Here is a 25418-nt window from a genome sequence, read left to right on the forward strand (position 1 = left end):
TTCACTCCTGGCTCTCGTGGGCGTTCTCGTCGGCTTCTGTGTCGTCCCCGCCGTACCGCCGTTGGCGATCGGCCGGGTCCCTGCTGTGCGGCCCGGTCCCCGGCGACCGGGCGTCGGACGGGGCGGGACGTCTTCCGAACCAGTCGAGACACATGACGAGCGCGTCGTCGTCCGGCTCGGGCCGTCCGCGGTGCCCGGCGAGTTCACGCAGCACGGCCGCCGGCACGTCCGCCGCCGGCAGCAGGGAGGCGTTGCCGGCGGCGCGCGCCAGCGCCCGCTCGCCGTACGCCTCGCCGCCCGGCGCCGCGACCCCGTGCACCCCGTCGCTGACGAACAGCAGCCGGTCCCCGGGGAGCAGCGTGAACTCCTGGGCCGTGTACCGGGTCCCGTCGAACATGCCGCGCGGCAGCTGGGCGTCCAGGTCCACCGGGGACAGGGCGCGGTCGCGCTGCAACAGCAGCTGCGGCGAACCCGCGTCGACGATCCGCATCCGTCCGGTCCCCAGCTCGATGTCCGCCAGCAGCACGGCCAGATGGGCCGCGCCCCGGTACTGCGCGTACAGCGCCTGGTCGGCCAGGGCCGCCTGGTCCTCGATCGGGACGCCGGCGCGGCGCGCGTTGCGCAGCGCGTTGATCCCGAGGTTCGTCAGCAGGGCCGCGTCGATGCCCTCGCCCATGCCGTCGGTGACGCAGACCGTCAGCCGGCCGGCCGACGTCGTCCAGTCGAAGGTGTCGCCGAAGACGGAGTAGGCCGGCTCCAGCTGGGCACCCAGCGCGTACTCCGCCCGGGCACAGGACCGCGCCGGCAGGAGCTGCCACTGCATCTCCGCCGCCAGCGTCAGCCGGTCCTTGCGGCGGGCCCGTACGTACAGGTCGGTGTCGCGCTGGGCGACCACCACCTCGTGCCCGAGGAGTTCGGCCAGCTCGGTGAGTTCAGCCAGGCGCTCCCGGTCCGGCACGGGGAGGGTCAGGGACAGCACCCCGAGCCGGTCGCCGCGTACGGTCACGGGCAGATGCGCCCGCGCCCGCCCGACGGCTGGTTCCTCGACGTACGGCTGCTGGGACCCGAAGGCCTGCCCGGGCGCGCTGCCCCGCACGGGAACGGGCTCCGGACCGTTCGGCCCGGAGGTCACGGGGAGCAGGACCGTCAGCCCGTAGTCGGCCAGCAGCAGTTCCGCCTCCTGCACCGCCCAGTGCGCGCGCAGCACCCGGCGCAGGGCGTCGGGCAGCCGGTGCGGGGCCGCGGAGCGCAGGGCGCGTCCGGCGGCGACGAGCCTGTCCACGCCGTCGGTCACCCGGCCTCCCGGCAGGCCGTGGCACCGGGCGCGCGACGCCCCCGCGGGCGGCGGTGGGCTGACAGCGGTCGGGAAGCCTGCGAGAGTGGGACCGTGATGTCCTCCTCCACGCCTCCGCAGCCCCTCCAGGTGGCGCGTGTGACCTCGGAGGCGGCGGAGCTGCTGGAAGTCCTCTGGGGCCGCGCCTCGACGGCACCGGTCTCCGCCTCCCAGTTGCGCGTGCTGTTCATCCTCGAACACCAGGAAGGCATCAACCTGCGCACGCTCGCCGAGTTCCTCGGTTCCTCGGCGCCCTCCACCAGCCGCCTGTGCGACCGGCTCCAGGCCGTCGGCTTCATCGAGCGCAGGACGGCGCCCGAGAGCCGCCGCGAGCTGGAACTCTTCCTCAGCGGCCGCGGCAGGACCTTCCTCGCCGACCTCAGGGCGCGCCGGGAGGCCACGCTGGAGGGGGTGCTGGAGCTGATGTCCGCCGCGCAGCGCACCGCGCTGCTGCGGGGGCTGGAGGCGTTCTGCGCGGCAGCCGGGCAGCAGATCCACGACGCGGACACGGGCGCCCCGGACGTCCGCAGCGCCTGACGGTGCCCCCGGGTGATCGGGTCGGCCCTCAGGCACATCCGTGGTTCCTCCCGCATGACTGTCCGGTTCACTCTGTTGCCTCACGTGCACAGTTGTCAAATGACAAGTATCGGGCACCGGTCGGCCGTGTCCGCGCATCCCCCGCGCACCGCCGACGGTGGTCCCTCAGGCCTGCGGACCCTCCGGGACCTGCTGCTGGTCGATCAGTTCCAGAGCCTGTTCGGGCTTGTCCGATATGGGCACGGTGAGGCTGACCCCGGTCAGTTCCAGCACCCGGCGCACGGCCGGCGTCGGGTCGATCACGTGCACGCTGCCCGGCAGGGTCCGGACCTCCTGGTAGACCCGCAGGATGATGTTCATGCCGGACGAGTCCATGAAGGGCACCCCGGACAGGTCGATCAGGAAGTGCCGTCGGCCGTGGTGCAGCTGGTTGGCCAGATGGGCCTGAAGGTCGGTCGCCGTGTCGAGGTCGAGATGGCCTTCGACCGTGACCAGGGCGACGTCCTCGCGAGGCAGCGTGACCTCGACGGACAGGGGGTTCTGGGCGATGGACACACGTACCTCCGAAAGCTGACGGTCGGGAGCGTCTACCCCGGCGGGCGATTTCGATGCACGGTGACGGCGGGTGGGGACGCGGGGGAGGCCGCACGAGTCGGTCTTCATGGTCCGTGTCCCGCCCTTTCCGTCATCCGCGCGTCCCCGGCCTGGTGTCGCGGACAGGCGGATACCCCCGATCCTCCCCACCATGCGCGCTTCCCGCACCACGGGCGACCCTGTGCCACGACGGTCACCTAGTGCACACGGATGCCCACGATGCACGTGTCGTCGTCCGTGTCGGACCTGCTGTACGTGAGCAGGCGGTCCAGCTGCCGGTCCAGGGTCGGCGCCACATCGCTGGCCTGCACCAGCAGCTGCGTCAGCGACTCCTCCACCGACCGGTCGCGCCGCTCGATCAGGCCGTCGGTGTACATCAGCAGGGTGTCCTCGGCGGCGAGCTGGACCTCCTCCTCCTCGTACACCGTCTCCGGTACGGCGCCCAGCAGCATCCCCCTCAGCAGGGGCAGCGGGGCCGCCCGGGAGTCCCGCACCAGCACCGGCGGCAGATGGCCCGCCCGGGCCCAGCGCAGCGTGTGCCGGGCCGGGTCGTACAGGCCGCACACGGCGGTCGCCGTGATGGAGCCCGTCAGATGGTGGGCGACGATGTTGAGCCAGGACAGCAGCTGGCCGGGGCCCGCACCGGTCACCGCCAGCCCGCGCAGCGCGTTGCGCAGCACCACCATGCTGGTCGCCGCCTCGATGCCGTGCCCCGCCACGTCGCCCACGCACAGCATGACCAGCCCGGAGGGCAGCACCACGGCGTCGTACCAGTCGCCGCCGACGAGCTGCTCCTCCTCCGCCGGCCGGTAGCGCACGGCCACCTGGAGGCCGGGCGCCTCCAGCGGCGCCCGGGCCGGCGGCATGATCGCGTGCTGGAGCTGGAGGGCCAGCCTGCTGCGCTCGCTGGCGTGCTGCTCGGTCTGGGCCAGCTGGTCGCGGGTGGCGGCGAGCGCCACCTCCGTCCAGTGCTGCGCGGAGATGTCCTGGTAGGCGCCGCGCACGGCGACCAGCCGCTCGTCGGTGTCGAGCACCGGCTCGGCGACGATCCGCATGTACCGGGTCACCCCGTCCGGCCGTTGCAGCCGGAAGGCCGCGGACGCCGGACGGCGGCCGTGCAGCAGCGTGCGCAGCAGCCGGCCGACGATGACCGCGTCGTCGGGATGCGTGTGCGCCGACAGTTCCTCCAGCGGCACCGGAGGGCTCGACTCGGGGCGCCCGTACAGCGTGAACAGCTGGCCGTTCCAGGTCGTCTCGCCGGTGAGCAGGTCCTCCTCGAAGCCGCCGATACGGCCGAGGCGCTGGGCGTTCTGGAGCAGGCTCGCCAGCCGGGCCGCCTCGTCCTCGATCCGCCAGATCAGCAGCACGCAGTTGCCGTGCCGGCTGATGCTGACGTCGGCGACGGCGGCGATCGGCACCTCGCCGACCAGCGCGGTCAGACTCATCCGGCGCGCCCGGAACGGCTCGCCGGTGGCGTGCACGCGCTCGATGCGCTGGAAGAGGTCACCGCCGCCCGCGGCCATCGGATAGGCCTCCAGCAGCAGGGCCCCGTTGACGACGGCGCGCGGCCGGCCCGCCGGGTCGAGGAAGCGGTTGTTGACGTGCTGGATGCGGAAGTCCACCAGCTTGCCCGCCGGGTCGATGTGCGGGACCAGGACGAGCGCCGGGTCGTGCAGCCCGTCCGTCAGGTCCATCAGCTCCGACACGTCCGGCAGCAGGAGGGGTTCCTGCCCGGGGCCCCGGACGTGCGCGTACGTCTGGAGCGTGTGGGCGCACAGGTCCGCCAGGGCCTCCACCTGGCGCACCACCGCGGGCGGCTGCCGGTCCAGCGGGGTCGGCCAGGCGATCTCCAGGACGCCGTTCACGCGTCCGGCGCTGCCGGCGGGGACGGCCGCCCGCCCGCCGTCCGGGTGCAGCTGGCGCCCGATGGTGGGCAGGCCCGTGCGCGACAGCGAGCCGATCCACTGGGTCGTGCCCTCGGTGAGGCCGCTGCGGGCCACCGTGGCGACGTCCGGCGGCACGTACCGCCAGCGTTCGGCCTCCCCGGGGGAGAACCCGGCGCTGCCCGCGAGGGTCAGCGACCCGTCGGGACCCGCCGCCCAGATCGCCACCGCGACCGCGCCCAGCGGACCCAGCGCGTGCTGGAGCAGGGAGTCGGCGACCGCCTGGGTGTCGTGCGCCGCCGCCAGCGCCCCGGCCTCGGCGGCCCGCAACCGCACGGCCGCCGACTGCTCCGCGGCCTCCTCCGCCTGGGTGACGGCCGCCAGGAAGGACGCCGTCACCTCGGAGACCCGGTCCTTGGCCGCCTGGTTGATGACGTCCACCGCGAACTCCAGCGGACTCACCCCGGCCTGCCCGGCCAGCGCGGACAGCTGCCGCGCCGCCTCGACGGGCCCGCAGCCGAGGCGCTCCACCAGGATGCCCTTGGCGAGCTCGACGAGGGCCCGCCCGTCGGCCTCCACCTGGGCCTCCATGACCTCCCGGCGCAGCCGGTCCACGGTGGCGGCCAGCCGGCCCACGGGCGAGGCGGCGACGGCGCCGTCCGGATCCCGCGGGCTCACGTCCGCCCCGGTCGCCGCCGGCCCGTCGGCCGACGGGACCAGGTCCACCTCCGCCGTCGTGGCGGCCGGCGCCGTGCCGGCGCCCGGTGCGGGCAGCGCCCGGTCGTCGCCGGGCTCCTTCGGCTGCGTGGGAATGGTCACGGTGTGCGTACCTCTCGGCTGGGAACGCCTGGGGGCTCGGGCGCGGCGGACGTCGTCAGACGGCCAGCCAGCGTCGGACGCAGGACATGAGGTCGTGGGTGTCGACGGGCTTGGTGACATAGTCGCTCGCGCCCGAGGCGAGGCTCTTCTCCCGGTCCCCGGGCATCGCCTTGGCGGTCACCGCGACGATGGGGAGATCGGCGTACTGGGCCATGCGACGGATCTCGGCGGTGGCCGTGTACCCGTCCATCTCGGGCATCATCACGTCCATCAGGACCATCGCGATGTCCGGGTTGTTGCGCAGCGTGTCGATCCCCTCGCGCCCGTTCTCCGCGTGCAGCACCCGGATGCCGTGCAGTTCGAGGATCCCGCTGAGCGCGAACAGGTTGCGCGCGTCGTCGTCCACGACCAGCACGGTACGGCCCACGACGGCGTCGTCCGCCGGGTGGGGAGCCACCGGGTGGGGCGTCATGAGCTGCGGGTCGTCCGGCCGGACCAGCGCCAGGACGTCGCCCGGCTCCTCGGCGGACAGGTGCAGGGTGATGCGCTCGCGCAGTTCGTCCAGGCTGGAGAGGAACTCCATCGGCTTGCCCGCCGCCCGGGACTGGAGCCTCTCCTCCTGGGCGAGGTCGGCGCGGTGTCCGCTGTGCACGAGCACCGGCACGCCCGTCAGCACGGAGTCGTCGTGCAGGGCCTCCAGGAACCGGGACGCCTCCGCGTCGGGCATGCCCAGTTCGAGGACGACGCAGTGGCAGGGCTCCGCGGCCAGCGCCCCCGCCGCCTCGTGCGCCCCCACGGCGGTGACGATGTCGACGGGCGCCGCCGTGCCGTCCTCCCGGCCGCGTGCCATGTCCGCGACGACACTCTCGGCGACCAGCGTCAGCAGACCGCGCGGCCGCTCCTCCACCACGAGCAGCCGGCGCGGCCGCCGCCCGGCGACACCCGTGACGACCGGGACACCGGGGGAGCCGACGGGCAGCGCCGAGGGCGTGCCGTCGAGGACCCGCTCCACGGGACGGCCGCCGTCGACGACGTCCTGGAAGTCCCGCCGCGCGACCGGCAGGTAGAGCGTGAACGTGCTGCCGCGCCCGGGCGTGCTGTCCACGGTGACCGCGCCGCCGAGCAGATGCGCGATCTCACGGGTGATGGAGAGCCCGAGGCCGGTGCCGCCGTACTTGCGGCTGGTGGTGCCGTCCGCCTGCTGGAACGCGCCGAAGATGGTCTCCAGCTGCTGCTCGGGAATGCCGATGCCGGTGTCCTTCACCCGGAACGCCACCACCGTGCCGCCACGGACCACCCCGCCGGGCACCTCCTCGTCGGAGGCCGGCTCGATCCGCAGCTCGACGCTGCCCTGCTCGGTGAACTTCACCGCGTTGGAGAGCAGGTTGCGCAGCACCTGGCGCAGCCGCGAGTCGTCGGTCAGCAGGTCGGCGGGGGCGCCGGCGGCCGTGTCGATGGTGAACTCGAGGCTCTTCTGCGAGGTCATCGGCCGGAACGTGGCCTCGACGTACTCGATCAGCTGCCGCAGCGAGACGCGCTCGGGCGAGACGTCCATCTTGCCGGCCTCGACCTTGGACAGGTCCAGGATGTCGTTGATCAGCTGGAGCAGGTCCGAGCCCGCCGAGTGGATGATGCCCGCGTACTCGACCTGCTTCGGCGTGAGGTTGCGCGAGGGGTTCTGGGCCAGCAACTGGGCCAGGATCAGCAGGCTGTTGAGGGGCGTGCGCAGTTCGTGGCTCATGTTGGCCAGGAACTCCGACTTGTACTTCGAGGCCAGGGACAGCTGCTGCGCCCGCGCCTCCAGCTCCTGCCGCGCCTGCTCGATCTGGAGGTTCTTCGCCTCGATGTCGCGGTTCTGCGCCACCAGCAGGGAGGCCTTCTCCTCCAGTTCGGCGTTGGAGTGCTGGAGTTCCTCCTGCTGGGACTGCAACTCGGCGGACCGCGCCTGGAGTTCGGCGGTCAGCCGCTGGGACTCGTCGAGCAGCTCGTCGGTGCGGGCGTTCGCCACGATGGTGTTGACGTTGACGCCGATGGTGACCCGGAGCTGTTCGAGGAAGTCCCGGTGGATCTGGGTGAAGGCGCTGACGGACGCCAGCTCGATGACGCCGAGCACCTGCCCCTCGAAGACGATGGGAAGCAGCACCAGGGCGCTGGGCTCCACCTGCCCGAGGCCGGAGGAGATGGTGACGTACCCGGCCGGCAGCTCGTCGACGATGATCGTACGGCGGCTGCGCGCGGCCTGCCCCACGAGGGAGCGGCCGAACGGGATGCGGGTGGGGCGCTCGTCGTCGGCGGGGTAGCCGTAGGCGCCGACGAGCCGCAGCTCCGGGCCCGCGGGTCCGTCCTCGGCGAGGTGGAAGGCACCGAACTGGGCCGACACCAGAGGCACCAGCTCGTCCATGATCAGCTCGGCGACCACGGGCAGGTCGCGGTGGCCCTGCATGAGCCCGGAGATGCGCGCCAGGTTGGTCTTGAGCCAGTCCTGTTCCTGGTTGGCCCGGGTGGTCTCGCGCAGGGACTCCACCATCGAGTTGATGTTGTCCTTGAGGTCGGCGACCTCGCCGGAGGCCACCACGGTGATCGAGCGGGTCAGGTCGCCCTCGGCGACGGCGCTCGTGACCTCGGCGATCGCGCGTACCTGCCGGGTCAGGTTCCCGGCGAGCTCGTTGACGTTCTCCGTGAGGCGCTTCCAGGTGCCCGAGACGCCCTCCACCTCGGCCTGGCCGCCGAGGCGTCCTTCGGTGCCGACCTCGCGGGCGACACGGGTGACCTCGTCGGCGAAGGCGGAGAGCTGGTCGACCATCGTGTTGATGGTGGTCTTGAGTTCCAGGATCTCGCCGCGGGCGTCCACGTCGATCTTCTTCGACAGGTCGCCCCTGGCCACCGCCGTGGTCACCAGCGCGATGTTGCGGACCTGGCCGGTGAGGTTGTTGGCCATCGAGTTGACGTTGTCGGTGAGGTCCTTCCAGGTGCCGGCCACGTTCGGGACCTGGGCCTGGCCGCCGAGGCGTCCCTCGGTGCCGACCTCGCGGGCGACGCGGGTGACCTCGTCGGCGAACGCGGACAGCGTGTCCACCATGGTGTTGATCACGTCCGCGAGGGCCGCGACCTCGCCCTTGGCCTCGACGGTGATCTTCTGCGACAGGTCGCCGCGGGCCACGGCGGTGGCGACCTGGGCGATGGAGCGCACCTGACCCGTCAGGTTCGACGCCATCACGTTGACGTTGTCGGTGAGGTCCTTCCACGTGCCGGAGACCCCGCGGACCGTGGCCTGCCCGCCCAGGTTGCCGGCCGTGCCGACCTCGCGGGCGACGCGGGTGACCTCGTCGGCGAAGGCGGAGAGCTGGTCGACCATCGTGTTGATGGTGTTCTTCAGTTCCAGGATCTCGCCGCGGGCGTCGACGGTGATCTTCTGGGAGAGGTCGCCCTTGGCCACCGCGGTCGCCACCTGGGCGACGTTGCGGACCTGGTTGGTGAGGTTTCCGGCCATGAAGTTGACCGAGTCGGTGAGGTCACGCCAGGTGCCCTTGACGCCCTTGACGTCGGCCTGGCCGCCGAGGCGTCCTTCGGTGCCGACCTCGCGGGCGACGCGGGTGACCTCGTCGGCGAAGGCGGAGAGCTGGTCGACCATCGTGTTGATGGTGTTCTTCAGTTCCAGGATCTCGCCGCGGGCGTCGACGGTGATCTTCTGGGAGAGGTCGCCCTTGGCCACCGCGGTGGTCACCTGGGCGACGTTGCGGACCTGGTTGGTGAGGTTTCCGGCCATGAAGTTGACCGAATCGGTGAGGTCCCGCCACACGCCGGCCACACCGGGGACCTGCGCCTGGCCGCCGAGGCGTCCTTCGGTGCCGACCTCGCGGGCGACGCGGGTGACCTCGTCGGCGAAGGCGGAGAGCTGGTCGACCATCGTGTTGACGGTCTCCTTCAGCTGAAGGATCTCGCCCCGGGCCGGTACGTCGATCTTCTGGGAGAGGTCGCCCTTGGCCACCGCGGTGGCGACCTGGGCGATGTCGCGCACCTGGGTCGTCAGGTTGCCCGCCATGGCGTTGACGGAGTCCGTCAGGTCGGCCCAGGTCCCGGAGACCCCCGGCACCTCCGCCTGGCCGCCCAGGGTGCCCTCGGTGCCCACCTCGCGGGCCACCCGGGTGACCTCGGAGGTGAAGACGGACAGCTGGTCGACCATGCCGTTGAACACGGTGGCGATGTCGCCCAGCAGACCGTCGCCGTCGGTGGGCAGGCGGGTACCGAAGTCCCCGTCCCGTACCGCCGTCAGCCCGGCCAGGAGCTGCCTGAGCTCGTGGTCGCCGGGAACCGTGTCCAAGGACTCGGTCGCGTTGCTGGTCATGCGAACCTCGTTCCGCTCCCCAGGAGCCCCCGGGCGGGGACTCGGAACCGGGGCCGCCCCCCTGGACGGCACCGCCTGTCGTGCGTGCATTTCCGCAGTTCACGGATGTGCGCGATGAGAGAAATCCGCCGCAGGCTAACCCACGGAGGGGTGGCGTAACAAAGCCTCACATCTCTTTCCGCGCACAGGAAATCCAGGAGGCGCACACCGTGCATACACGGGCGCAGGCGGGGTAGCGGCACAGGTTTGCCCGGGACGGCGCGAAGGCCGTCCCGGGCAGCTGTGACCGGCTCCGGGGGTCAGGCCAGCTCGGCACCCAGCAGACCGCTGCGCAGACGCTTGACCATCCGGCTGATCAGACGGGAGACGTGCATCTGGGAGATGCCGAGCTCCTTGCCGATCTCCGCCTGGGTCCGCTCCTCGACGAAGCGCAGGTGGATGATCAGCTTCTCCCGCTCGTCGAGTTCCGCGATGAGCGGAGCCAGCGAGTGGAAGTCCTCGACGAGTTCCAGCGCCGGTTCCTCGGCGCCGATGAAGTCCGCGAGCACGGACTCGCCGTCCGCGCCCCCGTCCGAGGTCAGGGCCGCGTCGAGGGAGGCGGACGTGTAGCAGTTGGACGCCTTGCGCGCCTCTATGACCTCCTCCTCCGACAGCGACATCAGCTGCGACAGCTCCCGCGTGGTGGGCATCCGGCCCAGCCGCGTCTGGAGCTCCTCCGTGGCCTTGGCCAGCTCGACCCGGGCCTCCTGGAGCCGGCGCGGGACGTGCACCGCCCAGCTGGTGTCACGGAAGAAACGCTTGATCTCGCCGACGATGTACGGCACGGCGAACGAGGTGAACTCGACCTCGCGGGTCAGCTCGAAGCGGTCGATGGCCTTGATCAGCCCGATCGTGCCGACCTGGACGATGTCCTCCATCGAGTCGCCCCGGCCGCGGAAACGCGAGGCCGCGTACCGCACCAGGGAGAGGTTCATCTCGATCAGGGTGTTGCGTACGTACTGGTATTCCGGTGTGCCCTCCTCGACGACGGCGAGCCGGTCGAAGAAGCGGCGCGACAGCTCGCGCGCGTCCTTCGGGCTCACCTGGGTGGGCATTTCGATGAGCGGGACCCCTCCCTGCGGGTCCTCGGTGCCCGCCCGTACTGCCGTGGCCGTCCGTGCCTGTGCCGTCACGGCATCCATGCCGCTCACTCCGTTCGTCGAGCCCGTCGATGACTGGGTCCGTTTGCCCCGTCCTCGGCATCTCATGCCAGGGTTTCCGCACAAACTTTCCACGCGGGCTCCGGTACCGCCTCGTTTCGGTCCGGAACGGACACGGGCGCCCCGAATGCGGTCGCCGCGGGAGGGTAATTGCAGCTGGGGAACACGAGAAGGGAGCAGCGTGACCATCGACGGAATCTGGGCGTACACGCCGGACAGCGGGTACGCCGAGGGGCAGGACCTGACCGGCTACGCCGTCATGACGGCCGACGGCACCCTGGGACATGTGGAACGGGAGGCCGACCCGCACGGCATGCGGCACCTGGTCGTCGACACGGGTGTCTGGCTCTTCGGCAGGAGCGCCGTCGTCCCGGCGGGCGTCGTGACGGCCGTGGATCACGAGGGACGGACGGTGTCCCTGGTCTGCACGGGGGACCAGGTCAAGGACGCGCCCCGTTTCCGCACCGACAGCGAGACGACGGACCCCGCCTACCTGACCGCCGTGGGCGACCACTATCGCCGCCTGACTCCAAGGGGAACGGCATCGGCGTGAGGGAGGAGGGACTCGCGCCCCCGCGCGGGGCGGTCGGCCCGGGGCCTTCGGGCGCCCCGGCGCTGACCGCCTCGGCGGCCCGCGCCCACGCCCGCTCGGTGGTGGACGCCCGGTGGAACCGGGCCGCCCGCGAGGAGGACGTCATCGATCTGCTCCTGGTCGTGTCGGAGCTGGTGACCAACGCCCTGCGGCACGGCGGCGGAGTGGCCGGGTTCGAGACGACGCCGGTGACGGACGGGATCCGGGTGTCCGTGCACGACCACAGCGACGAGGCGCCGGCCGTCGTGCCCGGGCCGGACCCGGGCCGGGCCGGCCACCGCGTGGGCGGCTACGGCTGGCCGCTGGTCGTCCGCCTGGCGCGGGAGATCGTCATCGACAGGCTGCCCACCGGCGGGAAGACGATCAGCGTCCTCCTGCCGATCCGCACCACCGGCCGACCGGACTGACGCACACGCGCACCGCCCCGTCCGTTCACCAGGGCAGGAAGACGTGGACGTCCTTCCCCTCACCCTGTCCGCCGGCGTCGGGCACGACGCTTACCTGACTGCACAGCGTCTGCACGAGGTACCAGCCGATCCCGCCGCCCCCGCTGTCGGGATGGAACGGCCGGGGAGCGGGCGGAACGCGGCTGCTGTCGTGCAGGGTGACGTGCACGCCGTCGAAGGTGGGCCGCAGATGCAGTTCGAAGGGGCCCGGGGCGTACTGGACCGCGTTGGCGGCCAGCTCCGTCACGATGAGCACGATGTCGTGCCAGCACTCCGGCGCCGTGGGCGGCACGGCGCGGGCCAGCTCGTGCAGGAACTCCTCGGTGGCCAGCCGTGCGCCTGTCACATCCTGCGGTTCGCCCGAGAAACGGGCCGTGCGGCCGGGAATCGCCCAGGAGGACAAAGCGTCATTACCTCGTGGCTCGGTTGCCATGTCGTCAGTGCGGCCCCTCTGTGCCGGGGCCGGCGTCCTTTCTCGTACGGCTGCGTGGCGTCGCCCTTTCTGGGTTCCCGAGGCCTTCCAGGCTAAGCGTCCCGTCTCCGTCGGCATACCGCCCCGGCACGACCGTCCCGGCACGACCGGGGCGGCGGACCGGGGGAGCGGGCCGGGTCACCGGAACACGTCGTCGGCGTCGTCCCAGCCGAGCACCTCCTCCGGCACGCTCTGCCGCGGCAGCCGCGCCCGGGCCTGGTACATCGCCTCGATCTCCGCCGCGTAGTGCGCCACGATCGAGTCGCGCCGCAGCTTCATCGAGGGGGTCAGCAGCCCGTTGTTCTGGTCGAACGGCTGCGGCAGGATACGGAAGGCGCGGATCGACTCCGAGCGGGACACCGCGCTGTTGGCCGCGGCCACCGCCCGCCCGATCTCCTCCCGCAGGGCGTTCTCCTCGCGGGCCTCCCGGCTCTGGGTGTCGCCGTGCAGCATCAGTGTCCCGCGCCAGTGCGCCAGGAAGTCGGGGTCCAGGGTGATCAGCGCGCCCACGCAGGGCCGGTTGTCGCCCACCACCACGGCCTGGTGGACGAGCGGATGCATCCGCAGCCGCTGCTCCAGTGCGGCCGGCGCCACACTCTTGCCGCTGCTGGTGATGATGACGTCCTTCTTGCGGCCGGTGATCGTGAGATAGCCGTCGGAGTCCAGGAACCCGAGGTCGCCGGTGGCCAGCCAGCCGCCCCACAGCGCGGCCCGCGTCGCGGCCTCGTCGTTGACGTACCCCTGGAACACCGACGGGCCGCGCACCAGGATCTCCCCGTCGTCCGCCACCCGGATGTCCGTGCCCGGCAGGGCCTGCCCGACCGTGCCGGACTTCTCCCGCCCGAGCGGCTGCATCGTGATCCCGCCGCTGGTCTCGGTCAGGCCGTACCCGTCGTGCACGTAGATGCCGATGCCCTCGTAGAAGAGGGAGAGGTCGCGGTGGAGCGGGGAGCCGCCCGAGGTGGCGCGGTGGACGCGGCCGCCGAGCGCCGCGCGGAGTCTGCGGTACACCGTGCGTTCGAACAGCGCGTGCTGGAGGCGCAGGTCGAAGCCGGGGCCCGAGCCACGGCCGAGGCGCTGCCGCTCGACCGCCGTCGCGAAGTCCCTGGCCGTCTCGGCGGCCCGCTCGAACAGGGCGCCGCGGCCCGCCTCCTGAGCCACCCGCAGGAAGTTCTTGTAGATCTTCTCGAACACCGACGGCACCGCGTGCAGATACGTCGGGCGGAAGGTGCGCAGCGACTCGGTCAGCGCCTCCGCGCTGAGATCGGGCTCGTGGGCCATCAGGATGCCGCCCCGCAGGCACAGGCCCTGGATCATCAGTCCGTACACATGGGAGAACGGCAGGAACGCCAGGACGCTCGCTTGCCGTCCGGCCGGCGCCGCCGTGTGTCCCCAGCCGGCCAGCAGCGTGTCGCAGGGGCTGGCCAGGCTGCGATGGCTCAGCGCGCAGCCGAGCGGCCGCCCGGACGTGCCGGAGGTGTAGGCGATCACCGCGGTGGAGTCGGGCAGCACGATCCGGCGCAGCGAGTCCACCGTGGTGAGCGGGACCAGTTCGCCGCGCTTGGCGAGCTGCCCGAACGCCCCGGAGTCCAACTGCCAGACGTGCCGCAGCGCGGGCAGGGCGGCGCACACCGATCCGACGGTCATGACGCTCTGTTCGTCCTCGACGAGCACGCCCACACAGTTCGCGTCGCGCAGGATCCACTCGACCTGTTCACGGGAGGACGTCGGATAGACGGGGACCACCTCGGCGCCGATGGCCCACAGCGCGTGGCAGAGCACCGTCCACTCGTACCGGGTCCGCGCCATGATCGCGACGCGGTGGCCGGGCGAGATCCCGGACGCCACGAAGCCCTTGGCCAGGTCGGTCACCTCGTCCCGCAGCTCGACGGCGGTGATCTCCTCCCACTCGGCGGAGGCGCCCTCGGGGCGGCGTGCGAGCACGGGGAGGGTGGGAGTGCGGGCGGCTGTCTCGAAAACGGTGTCGGCAAGCCCTCCGGTCAGGGGCGTGCCGACGGGGGGAGCGAGGGCGAAGTCGCGCATGCGCTGCTCCTGTGGTGTACGGGCTGTGACTCCGCCGACGGGAACTGTTATCGACGGTGCCCGAATGTAGCCCAGGTACGACCGCTTGTGGCCTGGAACGAATAAGTAATCCGCGTTGATGATCTCGGCCGGTCCGCTCACGGCACTCCGGATCGCCCACCGCCGGTGACGTCGGCGGTCCGGAGGACCAGGAGGGCATGACCCCCATCGATCCCGACCCCGGACCCGATCGATCCCGACCCCGGACCCGATCGCACCACCGGACCGGAACCGGGCGACGGCGGCCTCAGGCCTGGGTGTGCCGCACGCAGGCGGCGACCACCTCGCGCAGACTGCCCGTGCGCTTCCACACCTCGCGCTGGACCACCGACCCGTTGCCGTCGCGCAGCAGGCGCGCGCAGGACGTACGGGCCCGCTCGAGGTCGCCGCTGTCCGCCAGCGCGTCCTCGACGTGCTCCAGCAGGGCCCCCACCACCGTCCCGGCCGGGGCGCGCCGCATGGTCACCGGGTGCAGCAGCTCACCGGTGAGGCCCGAGCGGGCGGCCCGCCAGCCCGCCAGCCGCAGCAGACTCACGCTGTGGTCCAGCGGTGCACGGCCCGCCCGCCAGTCCCGGGCGGCCGTCTCGACGAGCCCGCGCACCAGCGTGGCGATCAGCAGGGCGGTGTCCGCGTGCAGACAGACGTCCGCGACCCGCACCTCCACCGTGGGATAGCGCGCCGACAGCCGGGCGTCGAAGTAGATCATCCCCTCGTCGAGGACCGTCCCCGTGGACACCATGTCCGCCACCCGCCGGTGGTACCCGTCCGCCGAACCGAACAGTTCGGTCGGACCGGCCGACGGCCAGCGCTGCCACACACGGCTGCGGTAACTGCTGTAGTCCGTCTCCGCGCCCTGCCAGAACGGTGAGTTGGCGCTCAGCGCCATGAGCACGGACAGCCACGGCCTGATCCGGTCCACGACCGCGACGCCCTCGTCGTCGGAGTCCACCGAGACATGCACATGGCAGCCGCACACCATCTGTTCACGCGTCGCGATGCCGTACTGCTCGGCCATCCACTGGTAGCGCTCGTTCGGGCTGACCGACGGGCGCACCGGCAGCGGGGAGGTGGCGAGCGCGGCGACCGCGCAGCCGGCCTCGTCCGCATGCCGGGCCGCCTCCCCGCGTATGCGGACGATCTCCGCGCCGAGTTCCCCCATGCCCGACTGCGGGTGGGTGTTGAACTCCAGCATCTGGCTGTGCAGTTCCTTCTCGAACACGTCCTCGTCCACCCCGCGCCGGGAGACGCGGGCGAGGACGGCGGCGGACAGGGCCCGAGGCTCCCCGCTCTCCGGGTCGACGAGGAGGAGCTCCTCCTCCACTCCGACGGTGCGCACGGTCTGCGGCCTTTCTGTGGCGGGTGGTACGCACCCGGCTGCCCCGTCCGGTGTCGTTCACACGGCCGGCGGCGTCAGCCAGACGGTGGCCAGCGGCGGCAGCGTGAGCGAGATCCCCCCGTCCTTCGGCACGAGCGGCGACGGGTGGACGACACCGCTGCCGCCGTACCGCTCGGCGTCGGTGTTGAGCACCTCGTGCCAGGCCGGCACGTCCCCGGGCACGGCGAGACGGTAGTCGTGGCGCACGACCGGCGAGAAGTTGCTGACGGCGAGCAGCGGCCGCCCCTGCGCGCCGTACCGGAGGAACGCGAAGACGTTGTCCTCGGCGGCGTCACCGACCACCCACCGGAACCCGGCCGGATCGGTGTCGCGCTCCCACAGGGCCGCGTTCGCCCGGTAGACGGTGTTGAGGTCCCGCACCAGGTCCCGCACCCCCAGGTGATCGCCCGCGGACGCGTAACCGGGGTCCGTCAGCCACCACTCGGGGCCGTGCGCCTCGGACCACTCGGCGCCCTGGGCGAACTCCTGGCCCATGAAGAGGAGCTGCTTGCCCGGGTGGGCCCACATGAACCCCAGGTACGCGCGGTGGTTGGCACGCCGCTGCCACCAGTCGCCGGGCATCTTGGAGACCAGCGCCTGCTTGCCGTGGACGACCTCGTCGTGCGAGATGGGCAGCACGTAGTTCTCGCTGTACGCGTACACCATCGAGAAGGTCATCTCGTTGTGGTGGTACTTGCGGTGCACCGGCTCCTTCGCGATGTACTCCAGGGAGTCGTGCATCCAGCCCATGTTCCACTTCAGGCCGAAGCCCAGACCGCCGCTGTCGGTCGGCCTGGTCACCCCTTCCCAAGCGGTGGACTCCTCCGCGATCGTGACGACCCCGGGGTTGCGGCGGTAGACCGTCGCGTTCATCTCCTGGAGGAACGCCTTCGCGTCCAGGTCCTCCCGGCCGCCGAACACATTGGGGGTCCACCCCCCGGAGTCCCGCGAGTAGTCGAGATAGAGCATGGAGGCGACGGCGTCCACCCGCAGCCCGTCGACGTGGAACTCCTCGCACCAGTACGTGGCGTTGGCCACGAGGAAGTTGCGCACCTCGGTCCGCCCGAAGTCGAACTCGAACGTCCCCCAGTCCGGGTGCTCCGCCCGCCGTGCGTCACCGGGCTCGTACAGCGGTTCCCCGTCGAACCGGCCGAGGGCCCAGTCGTCCTTGGGGAAGTGCGCCGGCACCCAGTCCACGATCACGCCGACCCCGGCCCGGTGCAGGGCGTCCACCAGGTACTTGAAGTCGTCGGGCGTGCCGAGCCGGGCGGTGGGCGCGTAGAACCCGGTCACCTGGTAGCCCCAGGAGCCGGAGAACGGGTGCTGGGCCACCGGCATGAACTCCACGTGGGTGAAGCCCAGACCGGTGACGTACGGGGGGAGCTCTTCGGCCAGCTGACGGTAGGTCAGTCCTGGCCGCCAGGACGGGAGGTGGACCTCGTAGACGGAGAACGGCGCCTCGTGGACGGGCACGTCTCCCCGGTGCGCCATCCACTCCTCGTCGGACCACTCGTGGTGCGAGACGTGCACGATCGACGCGGTGTCCGGCGGCACCTCGGCGCGCCGGGCCATCGGGTCGGCCTTGAGGAAGCGGTGACCGTGCCGGGAGGTGATCTCGAACTTGTACCGGGCGCCTTCGCCGATCCCGGGCAGGAACAGCTCCCACACCCCGGACGAGCCGAGCGACCGCATCGGGAAGGCGGTGCCGTCCCAGAAGCAGAAGTCACCGGCGACGCGCACCCCCTGGGCGTTGGGCGCCCACACCGTGAACCGGGTCCCGATCACCCCCTGGTGGGCCATCGGCTCCGCGCCCAGCGCCTTCCACAGCTCCTCGTGGCGCCCCTCACGGACGAGGTGCAGGTCCAGGTCGCCGAGGGCGGGAAGGAAGCGGTAGGGGTCGTCCACCTTGTGCTCGGCGCCCTCGTACGACACCAGCAGCGTGTACGCGGGCACCTCGGCCAGCGGCAGGACGACGGAGAAGAGGCCGTCGCCCTCCGAGACCAGCGCGGTGGGATCGCCGTCGATCACGACGCTCACGGCGTCGGCGAACGGCCGCAGCGCGCGGAAGGCGATCCCGCCGGGCACCGGGTGCGCGCCCAGCAGGGCGTGCGGGTCGTGGTGGGCGCCCGCGAGCAGGCGCCCGCGGTCGGCCGGGTCGAGCGCGGGCGCCGTGCGCGCGCGGGGGCCGGCCGACTCGGGCGGAGAGGTGTCACGCAGGGCCACAGGGGTCAGCCTCCTCGGACGGCGAGTCGTTCGATCGCCGCCATGGGTACGGGCAGCCAGTCGGGGCGGTTACGGGCCTCGTACAGCACTTCGTACACGGCCCGGTCCGTCTCGTAGGCACGCAGCAGGGCATGCTTCTTACGGGGGTCCCAGCCCGCGCGGGCGGCATATCCCGCGCAGTACGCCTCACGGCAGCGGCGCGCCCACTCCGGTCGCCAGGGGCGGCGCTGGCGGGCGGCGTAGTCGAACGAGCGCAGCATTCCGGCGATGTCCCGGACGGGGGAGTGGGCGCTGCGCCGCTCGGCCAGCGGCCGGGACGGCTCGCCCTCGAAGTCGATGACGAACCAGTCGCGTCCGGCCCGCAGGACCTGCCCGAGGTGCAGGTCCCCGTGGATCCGCTGGGCGGGCGGTCCCGCGTCACAGACGGAGAGCGCGCCGAAGGCGGTGATCAGACCGGGCACGAACGGGCGCAGGGCCGGCACGTGGTGCGCGGCCGCCTCCAGCCGCTCGGTCATCGCCGCAGCCGTCCGCCCGTCCCCGGCGCCAGGCCCCGCCGGGAGCGCCGCGGCGAGCGCGAGGTGCACGTCGGCGGTGGCCCGCCCGAGCTCCTCGGCCTCCGCGGTGAAGTCCTCGCCGCGCGCGAGGGCGCGCAGCGCCAGCGTCCAGCCGTCCGACGCGTCGGGCAGGAACGGCTGGAGCACGCCCAGCGTCGCCTCCTGCGGATGGGTGGTGCGGAACCAGGCGACGGGCGCGGGCACCCGCCCGCACCCCTGTCCGGCCAGCGCGACCGGCACCTCCAGATCCGGGTTCACCCCCGGCTGGATGCGCCGGAAGATCTTCAGGATGAAGGCGTCCCCGTACACCAGCGAGGTGTTGGACTGCTCGGCCTCCAGCAGCCGCGGCGCCAGTCCGGGCGGCAGCGACACGGACGGATCGGACTCGAAGCACAGCGGGCCCAGCGTGCCGGGGTGCCGCATCCGCTCCAGCAGCAGATGCGCGGACCGGGGGTCCTGGAGGGCGTCGTGGACGGTGAGCCCGGCCATCGGCCCTTCCTCCACCCTGCCGATCAGCGCCCGCCCGAGCCGCGGCGACAGGTGTTCCTGCACGCCGAGGAGCAGCTGGTAGCAGTCCCCCGCGGGCGGCGTGCCCCCCGGCGTCGGGACCCCCGACTGGTCGGCGTGCACGAGCAGATGGAGACAGCCCGGATACAGCTCCGTCATCGACAGCATGCGCAGATCGGTCAGGGGCCGGTCCTTGCCGGCGAACCAGCGCTGCCGCGGCAGCCACTCGCACAGCAGTGCTGCCAGCGGCCCGGCGGAGCGCACTCCGCCCGGGCCGCCGGAGCCGCTCGGTCGCAAGGGAGCGGTCTTCGTCACGGTGACCCATCCTTTCCCCGGTGCTCGCTCACGGACGGCGGCCGATCCGGGACGCGGCTCTGGTGAGCCGGAACCAATAGAAGCCGTGGCCCGCGAGCGTGAGCAGATAGGGCAGTTCACCGATGGCGGGGAAGCGGACTCCGCCGAACAGCTCGACGGGATGGCGGCCGTCGAAGCGGCTCAGGTCGAGTTCGGTGGGTTGGGCGAAGCGGGAGAAGTTGTGTACGCACAGCACGATGTCGTCGTTGCCGTCGCCGGTGAGGGGTGCCTCGCGCAGGAAGGCGAGGACGGCCGGGTTGGAGGAGGGGAGTTCGGTGTAGGTGCCGAGGCCGAAGGCGGGGTTCTGTTTGCGGATCTCGATCATCCGGCGGGTCCAGTGCAGCAGCGAGGAGGGCGAGGACATGGAGGCCTCGACGTTGGTGACCTGGTAGCCGTGGACGGGGTCCATGATGACGGGGAGGGAGAGGCGGCCGGGGTCGCAGGAGGAGAAGCCGGCGTTGCGGTCGGGGGTCCATTGCATGGGGGTGCGGACGGCGTCGCGGTCGCCGAGCCAGATGTTGTCGCCCATGCCGATCTCGTCGCCGTAGTAGAGGATCGGGGAGCCGGGCAGGGAGAGCAGCAGGGCGGTGAAGAGTTCGATCTGGTTGCGGTCGTTGTCCAGGAGGGGGGCGAGGCGGCGGCGGATGCCGATGTTGGCGCGCATGCGCGGGTCTTTGGCGTATTCCGCGTACATGTAGTCGCGTTCTTCGTCGGTGACCATTTCGAGGGTGAGCTCGTCGTGGTTGCGCAGGAAGATGCCCCATTGGCAGTTGGCGGGGATCGCGGGGGTCTTGGCGAGGATCTCGGAGACGGGGTAGCGCGATTCGCGGCGGACGGCCATGAAGATGCGGGGCATGACGGGGAAGTGGAACGCCATGTGGCATTCGTCGCCGCCGGAGGCGTAGTCGCCGAAGTAGTCGACGACGTCCTCGGGCCACTGGTTGGCCTCCGCCAGGATCACCGTGTCCGGATAGGCGGCGTCGATCTCCTTGCGGACCCGCTTGAGGAACTCGTGGGTGGCGGGCAGGTTCTCGCAGTTGGTCCCTTCGGCCGCGTAGAGATACGGCACCGCGTCGAGCCGGAAGCCGTCGATCCCGAGGTCCAGCCAGAACCGCAGCGCCGAGATCATCTCCTCCTGGACGGCGGGGTTCTCGTAGTTGAGGTCGGGCTGGTGGGAGAAGAAGCGGTGGAAGAAGTACTGCTTGCGGACGGGGTCGAAGGTCCAGTTGGAGACTTCGGTGTCGACGAAGATGATGCGGGCGTCGGCGTACTGTTTGTCGTCGTCGGCCCACATGTAGTAGTCGCCGTAGGGTCCGTCGGGGTCTTTCCTGGATTCCTGGAACCACGGGTGCTGGTCGCTGGTGTGGTTCATGACGAAGTCGATGATGACGCGCATGCCGCGTTGGTGGGCGGCGTCGACGAATTCGACGAAGTCGGCGAGGTCGCCGAACTCGGGGAGGACGGCGGTGTAGTCGGAGACGTCGTATCCGCCGTCGCGCAGGGGGGATTTGAAGAAGGGCGGCAGCCAGAGGCAGTCGACTCCGAGCCATTGCAGGTAGTCGAGTTTGGCGGTGATGCCTTTGAGGTCGCCGACGCCGTCGCCGTTGCTGTCCTGGAAGGAGCGGACGAGGACCTCGTAGAACACGGCGCGTTTGAACCACTCGGGGTCGCGGTCCTTGGCGGGCGTGTCCTCGAAGGTGTCCTGGACAGGGGAGTTCACGGTCATGGCGGGCTGGGGCCTCCGATCGGCGGTGCGGGTCACCGGACGAGGAACACGTGGGCGGGCGACCGGCCGGGCTCCAGGCGCACGTAGTTCGTCCTGCCCCAGGCGTACGTCTCGCCGGTCAGTTCGTCGTGCACGGACAGGGCTGCGCCGTCGTCCAGGCCGAGTTGCGGCATGTCCAACGACACCGTCGCCTCCTGGGTGTGGTGGGGGTCGAGGTTGACGACCACCAGAACCGTGTTCGAACCCGCGCGTTTGCTGTACGCGATGACCGACGGATTGTCCGTGTCGTGGAATCGGAGGTTGCGCAGTCGGTGCAGGGCGGGGTTGGCGCGGCGGACGGCGTTGAGGCGGGTGACGAGGGGGGCGATGGTGGTGCCCTCGCGTTCGGCGGCGTCCCAGTCGCGGGGTTTGAGCTGGTACTTCTCGGAGTCGAGGTATTCCTCGGAGCCCTCGCGCAGGGGGGTGTTCTCGCACAGTTCGTAGCCGCTGTACAGGCCCCAGGTGGGGGAGAGGGTCGCGGCCAGGACGGCGCGGATCTCGAAGGCGGGGCGGCCGCCGTGCTGGAGGTAGGCGTGCAGGATGTCGGGGGTGTTGGCGAAGAGGTTGGGCCGCATGTAGGAGGCGGCCTCCCCCGACAGTTCGGTGAGGTACTGCGTCAGTTCTTCCTTGGTGTTGCGCCAGGTGAAGTAGGTGTAGGACTGCTGGAAGCCGATCTGGCCCAGGGTGTGCATCATCGCGGGGCGGGTGAAGGCCTCGGCGAGGAAGATCACGTCGGGGTCGGTGCGGTTGACCTCGGTGATGACGCGTTCCCAGAAGACGACCGGTTTGGTGTGGGGGTTGTCCACGCGGAAGATGCGCACCCCGTGGCCCATCCAGTGGCGCAGGACGCGCACGGTCTCGCCGATCAGGCCGTCGAGGTCGGCGTCGAAGGCGACGGGGTAGATGTCCTGGTACTTCTTCGGCGGGTTCTCGGCGTGCGCGATGGTGCCGTCGGGGCGGTGGTGGAACCACTCGGGGTGCTTGTGGACCCAGGGGTGGTCGGGGGAGCACTGGAGTGCGAAGTCGAGGGCGATCTCCAGGCCGAGGTCGCGGGCCTGCCCGACGAACCAGGTGAAGTCCTCCAGGGTGCCCAGATCGGGGTGGACGGCGTCGTGGCCGCCCTCCGGCGAGCCGATGGCCCACGGCACCCCGACGTCGTCGGGCCCGGCGTCGAGGGTGTTGTTGCGGCCCTTGCGGAACGTCGTCCCGATCGGATGGATCGGCGGCAGGTACACGACGTCGAAACCCATCGCGGCGATGGCCGGCAACCGCCGCGCGGCCGTCCGGAACGTCCCGTGCGGAGTCTGCGCCGTCCCCTCCGAACGGGGGAAGAACTCGTACCACGAGCCGTACAGCGCCCGCTCCCGCTCCACCAGCAGCGGCAACGCCTGCGACGCGGTGACCAGCTCCCGCAGCGGATACCGGGCCAGCACCGCGTCCACCTGCGGCGTCAGCGCCGCCGCGTAGCGCTCGGCGACCGGTGCCGAGTCGTCGAGCAGCTTCTTCGCCGCGTCGCGCAGCAGGGTCCGCTCCGGTCCGCGCGGGGCGCGGGCGGCGGCCCGCTCGTACAGCAGTCCGCCCTCCTCCAGGACCAGCCCCTGGTCGATGCCCGCCGGGATCTTGATCTCCGCGTGGCGCCGCCAGGTCGTGATCGGATCGCTCCACGCCTCCACCGTGTACGTCCAGCGGCCCATGGCGTCCGGGGTGACGTCGGCTCCCCAGCGGTCGCTGCCGGGGGTGAGCTCGTGCATCGGTGTCCAGGGCCCGCGGCCGCCGTCGGGACCCTTGAGGACCACGTTGGCGCCGATGGCGTCGTGGCCCTCACGGAACACCGTGGCGGAGATCCGCACCGTCTCCCCGGTCACGGCTTTCGCCGGCCGTCTCCCGCACTCGACGCGCGGTTCGACGTCCCGGACCGGGATCCGGCCGATCGCCCTGGTGGACTTCACCTTTGCACCTCCATTGGCTGAAAATGGCTGCGACCGCCCGGTGTTGGGCGATCGGACCGCACCGGGCGGAGCGCTACGTCTCCGCCGGCAGACAGGGCACGGACCGCGTCACCGTGAGCCGTGCGACGCCGGTCCTCACGTTCGGGGCCCTGCGCTCCCGGCGGAGGGTGTCCGTGCCGGCGCGCAGGTACTGCTCGGCCGCGTCGGCGGCCTCCCGGGCGCAGCGTTTGCCCATCAGCACGCACAGCGTGTAGCCGCAGTCCTCGAAAGCGGCCCGCGCGGTGCGGTCGTCGGGCCGCGCCAGCATGTCCCGCTCCCAGGCCCGGTAGCTGCGCAAGGTTCTGGCGACTTCGGTCTTCGCTGGTTGCAGCATCGCGCTGGTCACCTTCCGGGAGTTCAAGAGGTACGTCGCTCGAGGCGAGCGGGTCGGCCCTACCCATAGAGGCGCGAAAAGCGTCCAACCTCTTGAGGCCTTCACTTATGGTGCACGGCGCATCACCCAACGTCCTGTTGGATCTTGGTCGTGGTGTGCTCGTGTTGCACGAATGGCGTAGCAGCCCCACTGTGGTTGTGACTCTGAAGCGATAACCGCTCACGCTTCGTAAGGGAAACTCTGGCCCGTCGGGCCGAGCAGGAGTGGGAGCCTCGCCGGTGAGGAGCGAACGACGATGAAGACAGCAGTCCCCTGCTACTACCACCTCGATGTGGACGTGAGTGCGGAACGGGTCGGACAGGTCAGGCGGATACTGACCGCTCACCTTCAGTACTGGGACCTGGAGGCGCATGTCGAGACGGTGTGCCGCGGCACCGACATGCTGCTGACGGCCGTCCACGAACACGCCACCGACAAGCACACCTCGATCGAGATGTGGTGGAACGGGCAGCACCTGATCACGGCCGTCGGCGGCGCCGACCACCGGCTGCGTCCCGACCTGGACCTGCGGGTCTGCCTGGAGCGCATCGCCGCGATGAGCGACGGCTGGGGCTGCTGTGCCACGGACGCCGGCACCAAGGTCATCTGGTTCTCGCAGCGGGCCCGCTCGGGCGAGCGCGTCCCGCTGGTGCCGACCACGCCCGTGCCCGACGTGTGGGAAGGGCTCCAGGTTCCCCGGGAACTGCCGGTCGCGACCCTGGTCGCCCCGGCGTACGGGCAGCGCGGCCTGTTGGAGGCCGCCAGGTGACCTCGCGGCCACGCCGCGAGGACGCCGAGGACCGCGGTACCGGGGCGCCCGCCAGGAGCGGGCGCCCCGGTTCGCCGGGCGCGGGCGCGGACTTGCCGACTGCGACGGAGAGGCCACCTGCCTGGACCGGCCTGCACCGCGACGCCGAGCGGGGTGACGACAACGCCTGCTGCCGGAACGGCGAAGTCGCCTGGGGCGACCGGCGGTTGACCGGCGAGCGGCGGGCGGGCAGCCGGCGCTGAGGGACTTCCGCAGTCCGAACGTGCTCAGTCCCATCGTGCTCGCGCCGACGGTGCGACGCTCAGCGCTGTCGGTGCGAGGTCACCGTGAACTGGGCTCCGTCCGGGTCGCGCAGCACCGCCTCGTGGGCGGTCTCGACCAGCACGCTGCCGCCGTGCTTCTCCGCCGCACGGGCGCAGGCCGTCACGTCCTCCACGGCGAAGTGGACCTGCCAGTGCGGCCGGATCGTGGGGTCGGGCGCCGCCTCCAGCGCGCCCGACTCGATCCGGGCGACGACGTCCCCCCGGCTGCGCAGCACGACCTCGCCGCGCTCGTAGTGGACCTCCACGCTGCCCGGCCGGTCCGTCGCCCAGTCGAGGATCTCGCCGTAGAAGATGGCGGAGTCGAAGGCGTCACGGGTGTGGAGCCTGATGAAGGCGGGCGCCGCCTGCCGCCACGCCTCCCAGTTGCCGATCAGCTCCCCCTCCCAGATCCCGAAGGTGGCGCCGTCGCGGTCGGCCAGCAGGGCCGCCCGGCCGGGCTGGAGCGAGATGGGGCCCACGGCGACGGTCCCCCCGCGCTCCCGTGCACGCGAGGCGGCCTCGTCCGCGCTCGGGACCGCGAAGTACGGCGTCCAGGCCACCGCCATCTGCCACATCGAGGCCACGGCGGCGATCCCGGCGACCGGGACACTGCCCACCAGGGCCGTGCGGAAGTGGTCGCCGAGCAGGCCCCGGCGCCACTCCCAGCCCAGCACGGCCCGGTAGAAGTCCTGTGTGGCGTCCAGGTCGCGGCTGGTCAGGCTCACCCAGCAGGGGGCGCCGAACACGGATTTCGTGGAGACGGATCCGCGGGTACCGGAGGCGGGGGTCGGGCGACGGTTCATGGCACTCGCGTTCCTGGTCTGTGGCCGGTGGGCGGGGCTGCCACCAGTGTCCGGCCGGAACCGTCCCGGGCGCCTGCCGAGTCACCCGGTGGCACGATGGAGC

The 25418-nt window shown here is 71.6% G+C and carries 18 protein-coding genes; 4 read left to right on the forward strand and 14 right to left on the reverse strand.

What is annotated here, in order from left to right; all coding sequences use genetic code 11:
- Position 1: 1 nt before the first annotated feature.
- Positions 2–1294: a PP2C family protein-serine/threonine phosphatase gene (locus Saso_RS09630; RefSeq protein WP_229901293.1), complete on the reverse strand. Its 1293-nt coding sequence runs from the start codon at positions 1292–1294 to the stop codon at positions 2–4.
- A gap of 96 nt (positions 1295–1390) precedes the next feature.
- Between Saso_RS09630 and Saso_RS09635 the strand changes: the two genes are divergently transcribed.
- Complete coding sequence (locus Saso_RS09635) at positions 1391–1870, forward strand: MarR family winged helix-turn-helix transcriptional regulator (protein ID WP_189922834.1); 480 nt, start codon at positions 1391–1393, stop codon at positions 1868–1870.
- A gap of 165 nt (positions 1871–2035) precedes the next feature.
- Here the strand turns inward: Saso_RS09635 and Saso_RS09640 are convergent, their stop codons facing one another.
- The 4 genes from Saso_RS09640 to Saso_RS09655 all read right to left on the reverse strand — a co-directional run bounded on the left by Saso_RS09640 (position 2036) and on the right by Saso_RS09655 (position 10692).
- Positions 2036–2425: an STAS domain-containing protein gene (locus Saso_RS09640; RefSeq protein WP_189922228.1), complete on the reverse strand. Its 390-nt coding sequence runs from the start codon at positions 2423–2425 to the stop codon at positions 2036–2038.
- Between the two features lie 236 nt (positions 2426–2661).
- Positions 2662–5166 (reverse strand): SpoIIE family protein phosphatase, encoded by a 2505-nt coding sequence (locus tag Saso_RS09645; RefSeq protein WP_372442413.1) that lies wholly within the window; start codon positions 5164–5166, stop codon positions 2662–2664.
- Positions 5167–5221: 55 nt separating this feature from the next.
- Positions 5222–9511, reverse strand: a complete 4290-nt coding sequence (locus Saso_RS09650) for a HAMP domain-containing protein (protein WP_189922227.1) — start codon at positions 9509–9511, stop codon at positions 5222–5224.
- A 299-nt stretch (positions 9512–9810) separates the two neighbouring features.
- Positions 9811–10692 carry an RNA polymerase sigma factor SigF gene (locus tag Saso_RS09655; protein ID WP_372442414.1) on the reverse strand — a complete coding sequence of 294 codons (882 nt, stop codon included), beginning with the start codon at positions 10690–10692 and terminating at the stop codon, positions 9811–9813.
- A gap of 199 nt (positions 10693–10891) precedes the next feature.
- On the opposite strand from Saso_RS09655, the gene Saso_RS09660 reads away from it, so the two are divergent.
- Together Saso_RS09660 and Saso_RS09665 are read left to right on the forward strand one after the other, a co-directional pair.
- Complete coding sequence (locus Saso_RS09660; RefSeq protein ID WP_189922225.1) at positions 10892–11263, forward strand: PRC-barrel domain containing protein; 372 nt, start codon at positions 10892–10894, stop codon at positions 11261–11263.
- Complete coding sequence (locus tag Saso_RS09665) at positions 11260–11709, forward strand: ATP-binding protein (RefSeq protein WP_229901292.1); 450 nt, start codon at positions 11260–11262, stop codon at positions 11707–11709. The genes Saso_RS09660 and Saso_RS09665 overlap by 4 nt, the downstream gene beginning before the upstream one ends.
- Before the next feature lie 25 nt (positions 11710–11734).
- On the opposite strand, the gene Saso_RS09670 is transcribed toward Saso_RS09665, so the two are convergent.
- The 8 genes from Saso_RS09670 to Saso_RS09705 all read right to left on the reverse strand — a co-directional run bounded on the left by Saso_RS09670 (position 11735) and on the right by Saso_RS09705 (position 23402).
- Positions 11735–12181, reverse strand: a complete 447-nt coding sequence (locus Saso_RS09670) for an ATP-binding protein (RefSeq protein WP_189922223.1) — start codon at positions 12179–12181, stop codon at positions 11735–11737.
- Between the two features lie 177 nt (positions 12182–12358).
- Positions 12359–14263 (reverse strand): AMP-dependent synthetase/ligase, encoded by a 1905-nt coding sequence (locus Saso_RS09675; RefSeq protein ID WP_189922222.1) that lies wholly within the window; start codon positions 14261–14263, stop codon positions 12359–12361.
- Between the two features lie 286 nt (positions 14264–14549).
- Complete coding sequence (locus tag Saso_RS09680) at positions 14550–15638, reverse strand: glutamate--cysteine ligase 2 (protein ID WP_189922221.1); 1089 nt, start codon at positions 15636–15638, stop codon at positions 14550–14552.
- A gap of 57 nt (positions 15639–15695) precedes the next feature.
- On the reverse strand, positions 15696–17900 hold the full coding sequence (glgB, locus tag Saso_RS09685; RefSeq protein WP_189922220.1) for a 1,4-alpha-glucan branching enzyme: 2205 nt from the start codon (positions 17898–17900) through the stop codon (positions 15696–15698).
- 5 nt (positions 17901–17905) lie between these two features.
- A complete protein-coding gene (locus Saso_RS09690) occupies positions 17906–19276 on the reverse strand; it encodes a maltokinase N-terminal cap-like domain-containing protein (protein WP_372442415.1) in 1371 nt (456 codons plus the stop codon).
- Between the two features lie 28 nt (positions 19277–19304).
- Complete coding sequence (treS, locus tag Saso_RS09695; protein ID WP_203833514.1) at positions 19305–21041, reverse strand: maltose alpha-D-glucosyltransferase; 1737 nt, start codon at positions 21039–21041, stop codon at positions 19305–19307.
- Positions 21042–21073: 32 nt separating this feature from the next.
- Positions 21074–23029, reverse strand: coding sequence for an alpha-1,4-glucan--maltose-1-phosphate maltosyltransferase (locus tag Saso_RS09700; RefSeq protein ID WP_203833515.1), 1956 nt, complete (start codon positions 23027–23029; stop codon positions 21074–21076).
- 73 nt (positions 23030–23102) lie between these two features.
- Positions 23103–23402: a DUF5133 domain-containing protein gene (locus tag Saso_RS09705; protein ID WP_189918595.1), complete on the reverse strand. Its 300-nt coding sequence runs from the start codon at positions 23400–23402 to the stop codon at positions 23103–23105.
- 295 nt (positions 23403–23697) lie between these two features.
- On the opposite strand from Saso_RS09705, the gene Saso_RS09710 reads away from it, so the two are divergent.
- Positions 23698–24210, forward strand: coding sequence for a pep a2 (locus Saso_RS09710; RefSeq protein WP_189918597.1), 513 nt, complete (start codon positions 23698–23700; stop codon positions 24208–24210).
- Positions 24211–24511: 301 nt separating this feature from the next.
- Here Saso_RS09710 and Saso_RS09715 read toward each other — a convergent pair whose 3' ends face one another.
- On the reverse strand, positions 24512–25315 hold the full coding sequence (locus Saso_RS09715; protein WP_189918599.1) for a VOC family protein: 804 nt from the start codon (positions 25313–25315) through the stop codon (positions 24512–24514).
- Between the last annotated feature and the right edge of the window lie 103 nt (positions 25316–25418).

It is taken from the genome of Streptomyces asoensis (assembly GCF_016860545.1).
Lineage (GTDB): Bacteria > Actinomycetota > Actinomycetes > Streptomycetales > Streptomycetaceae > Streptomyces > Streptomyces asoensis.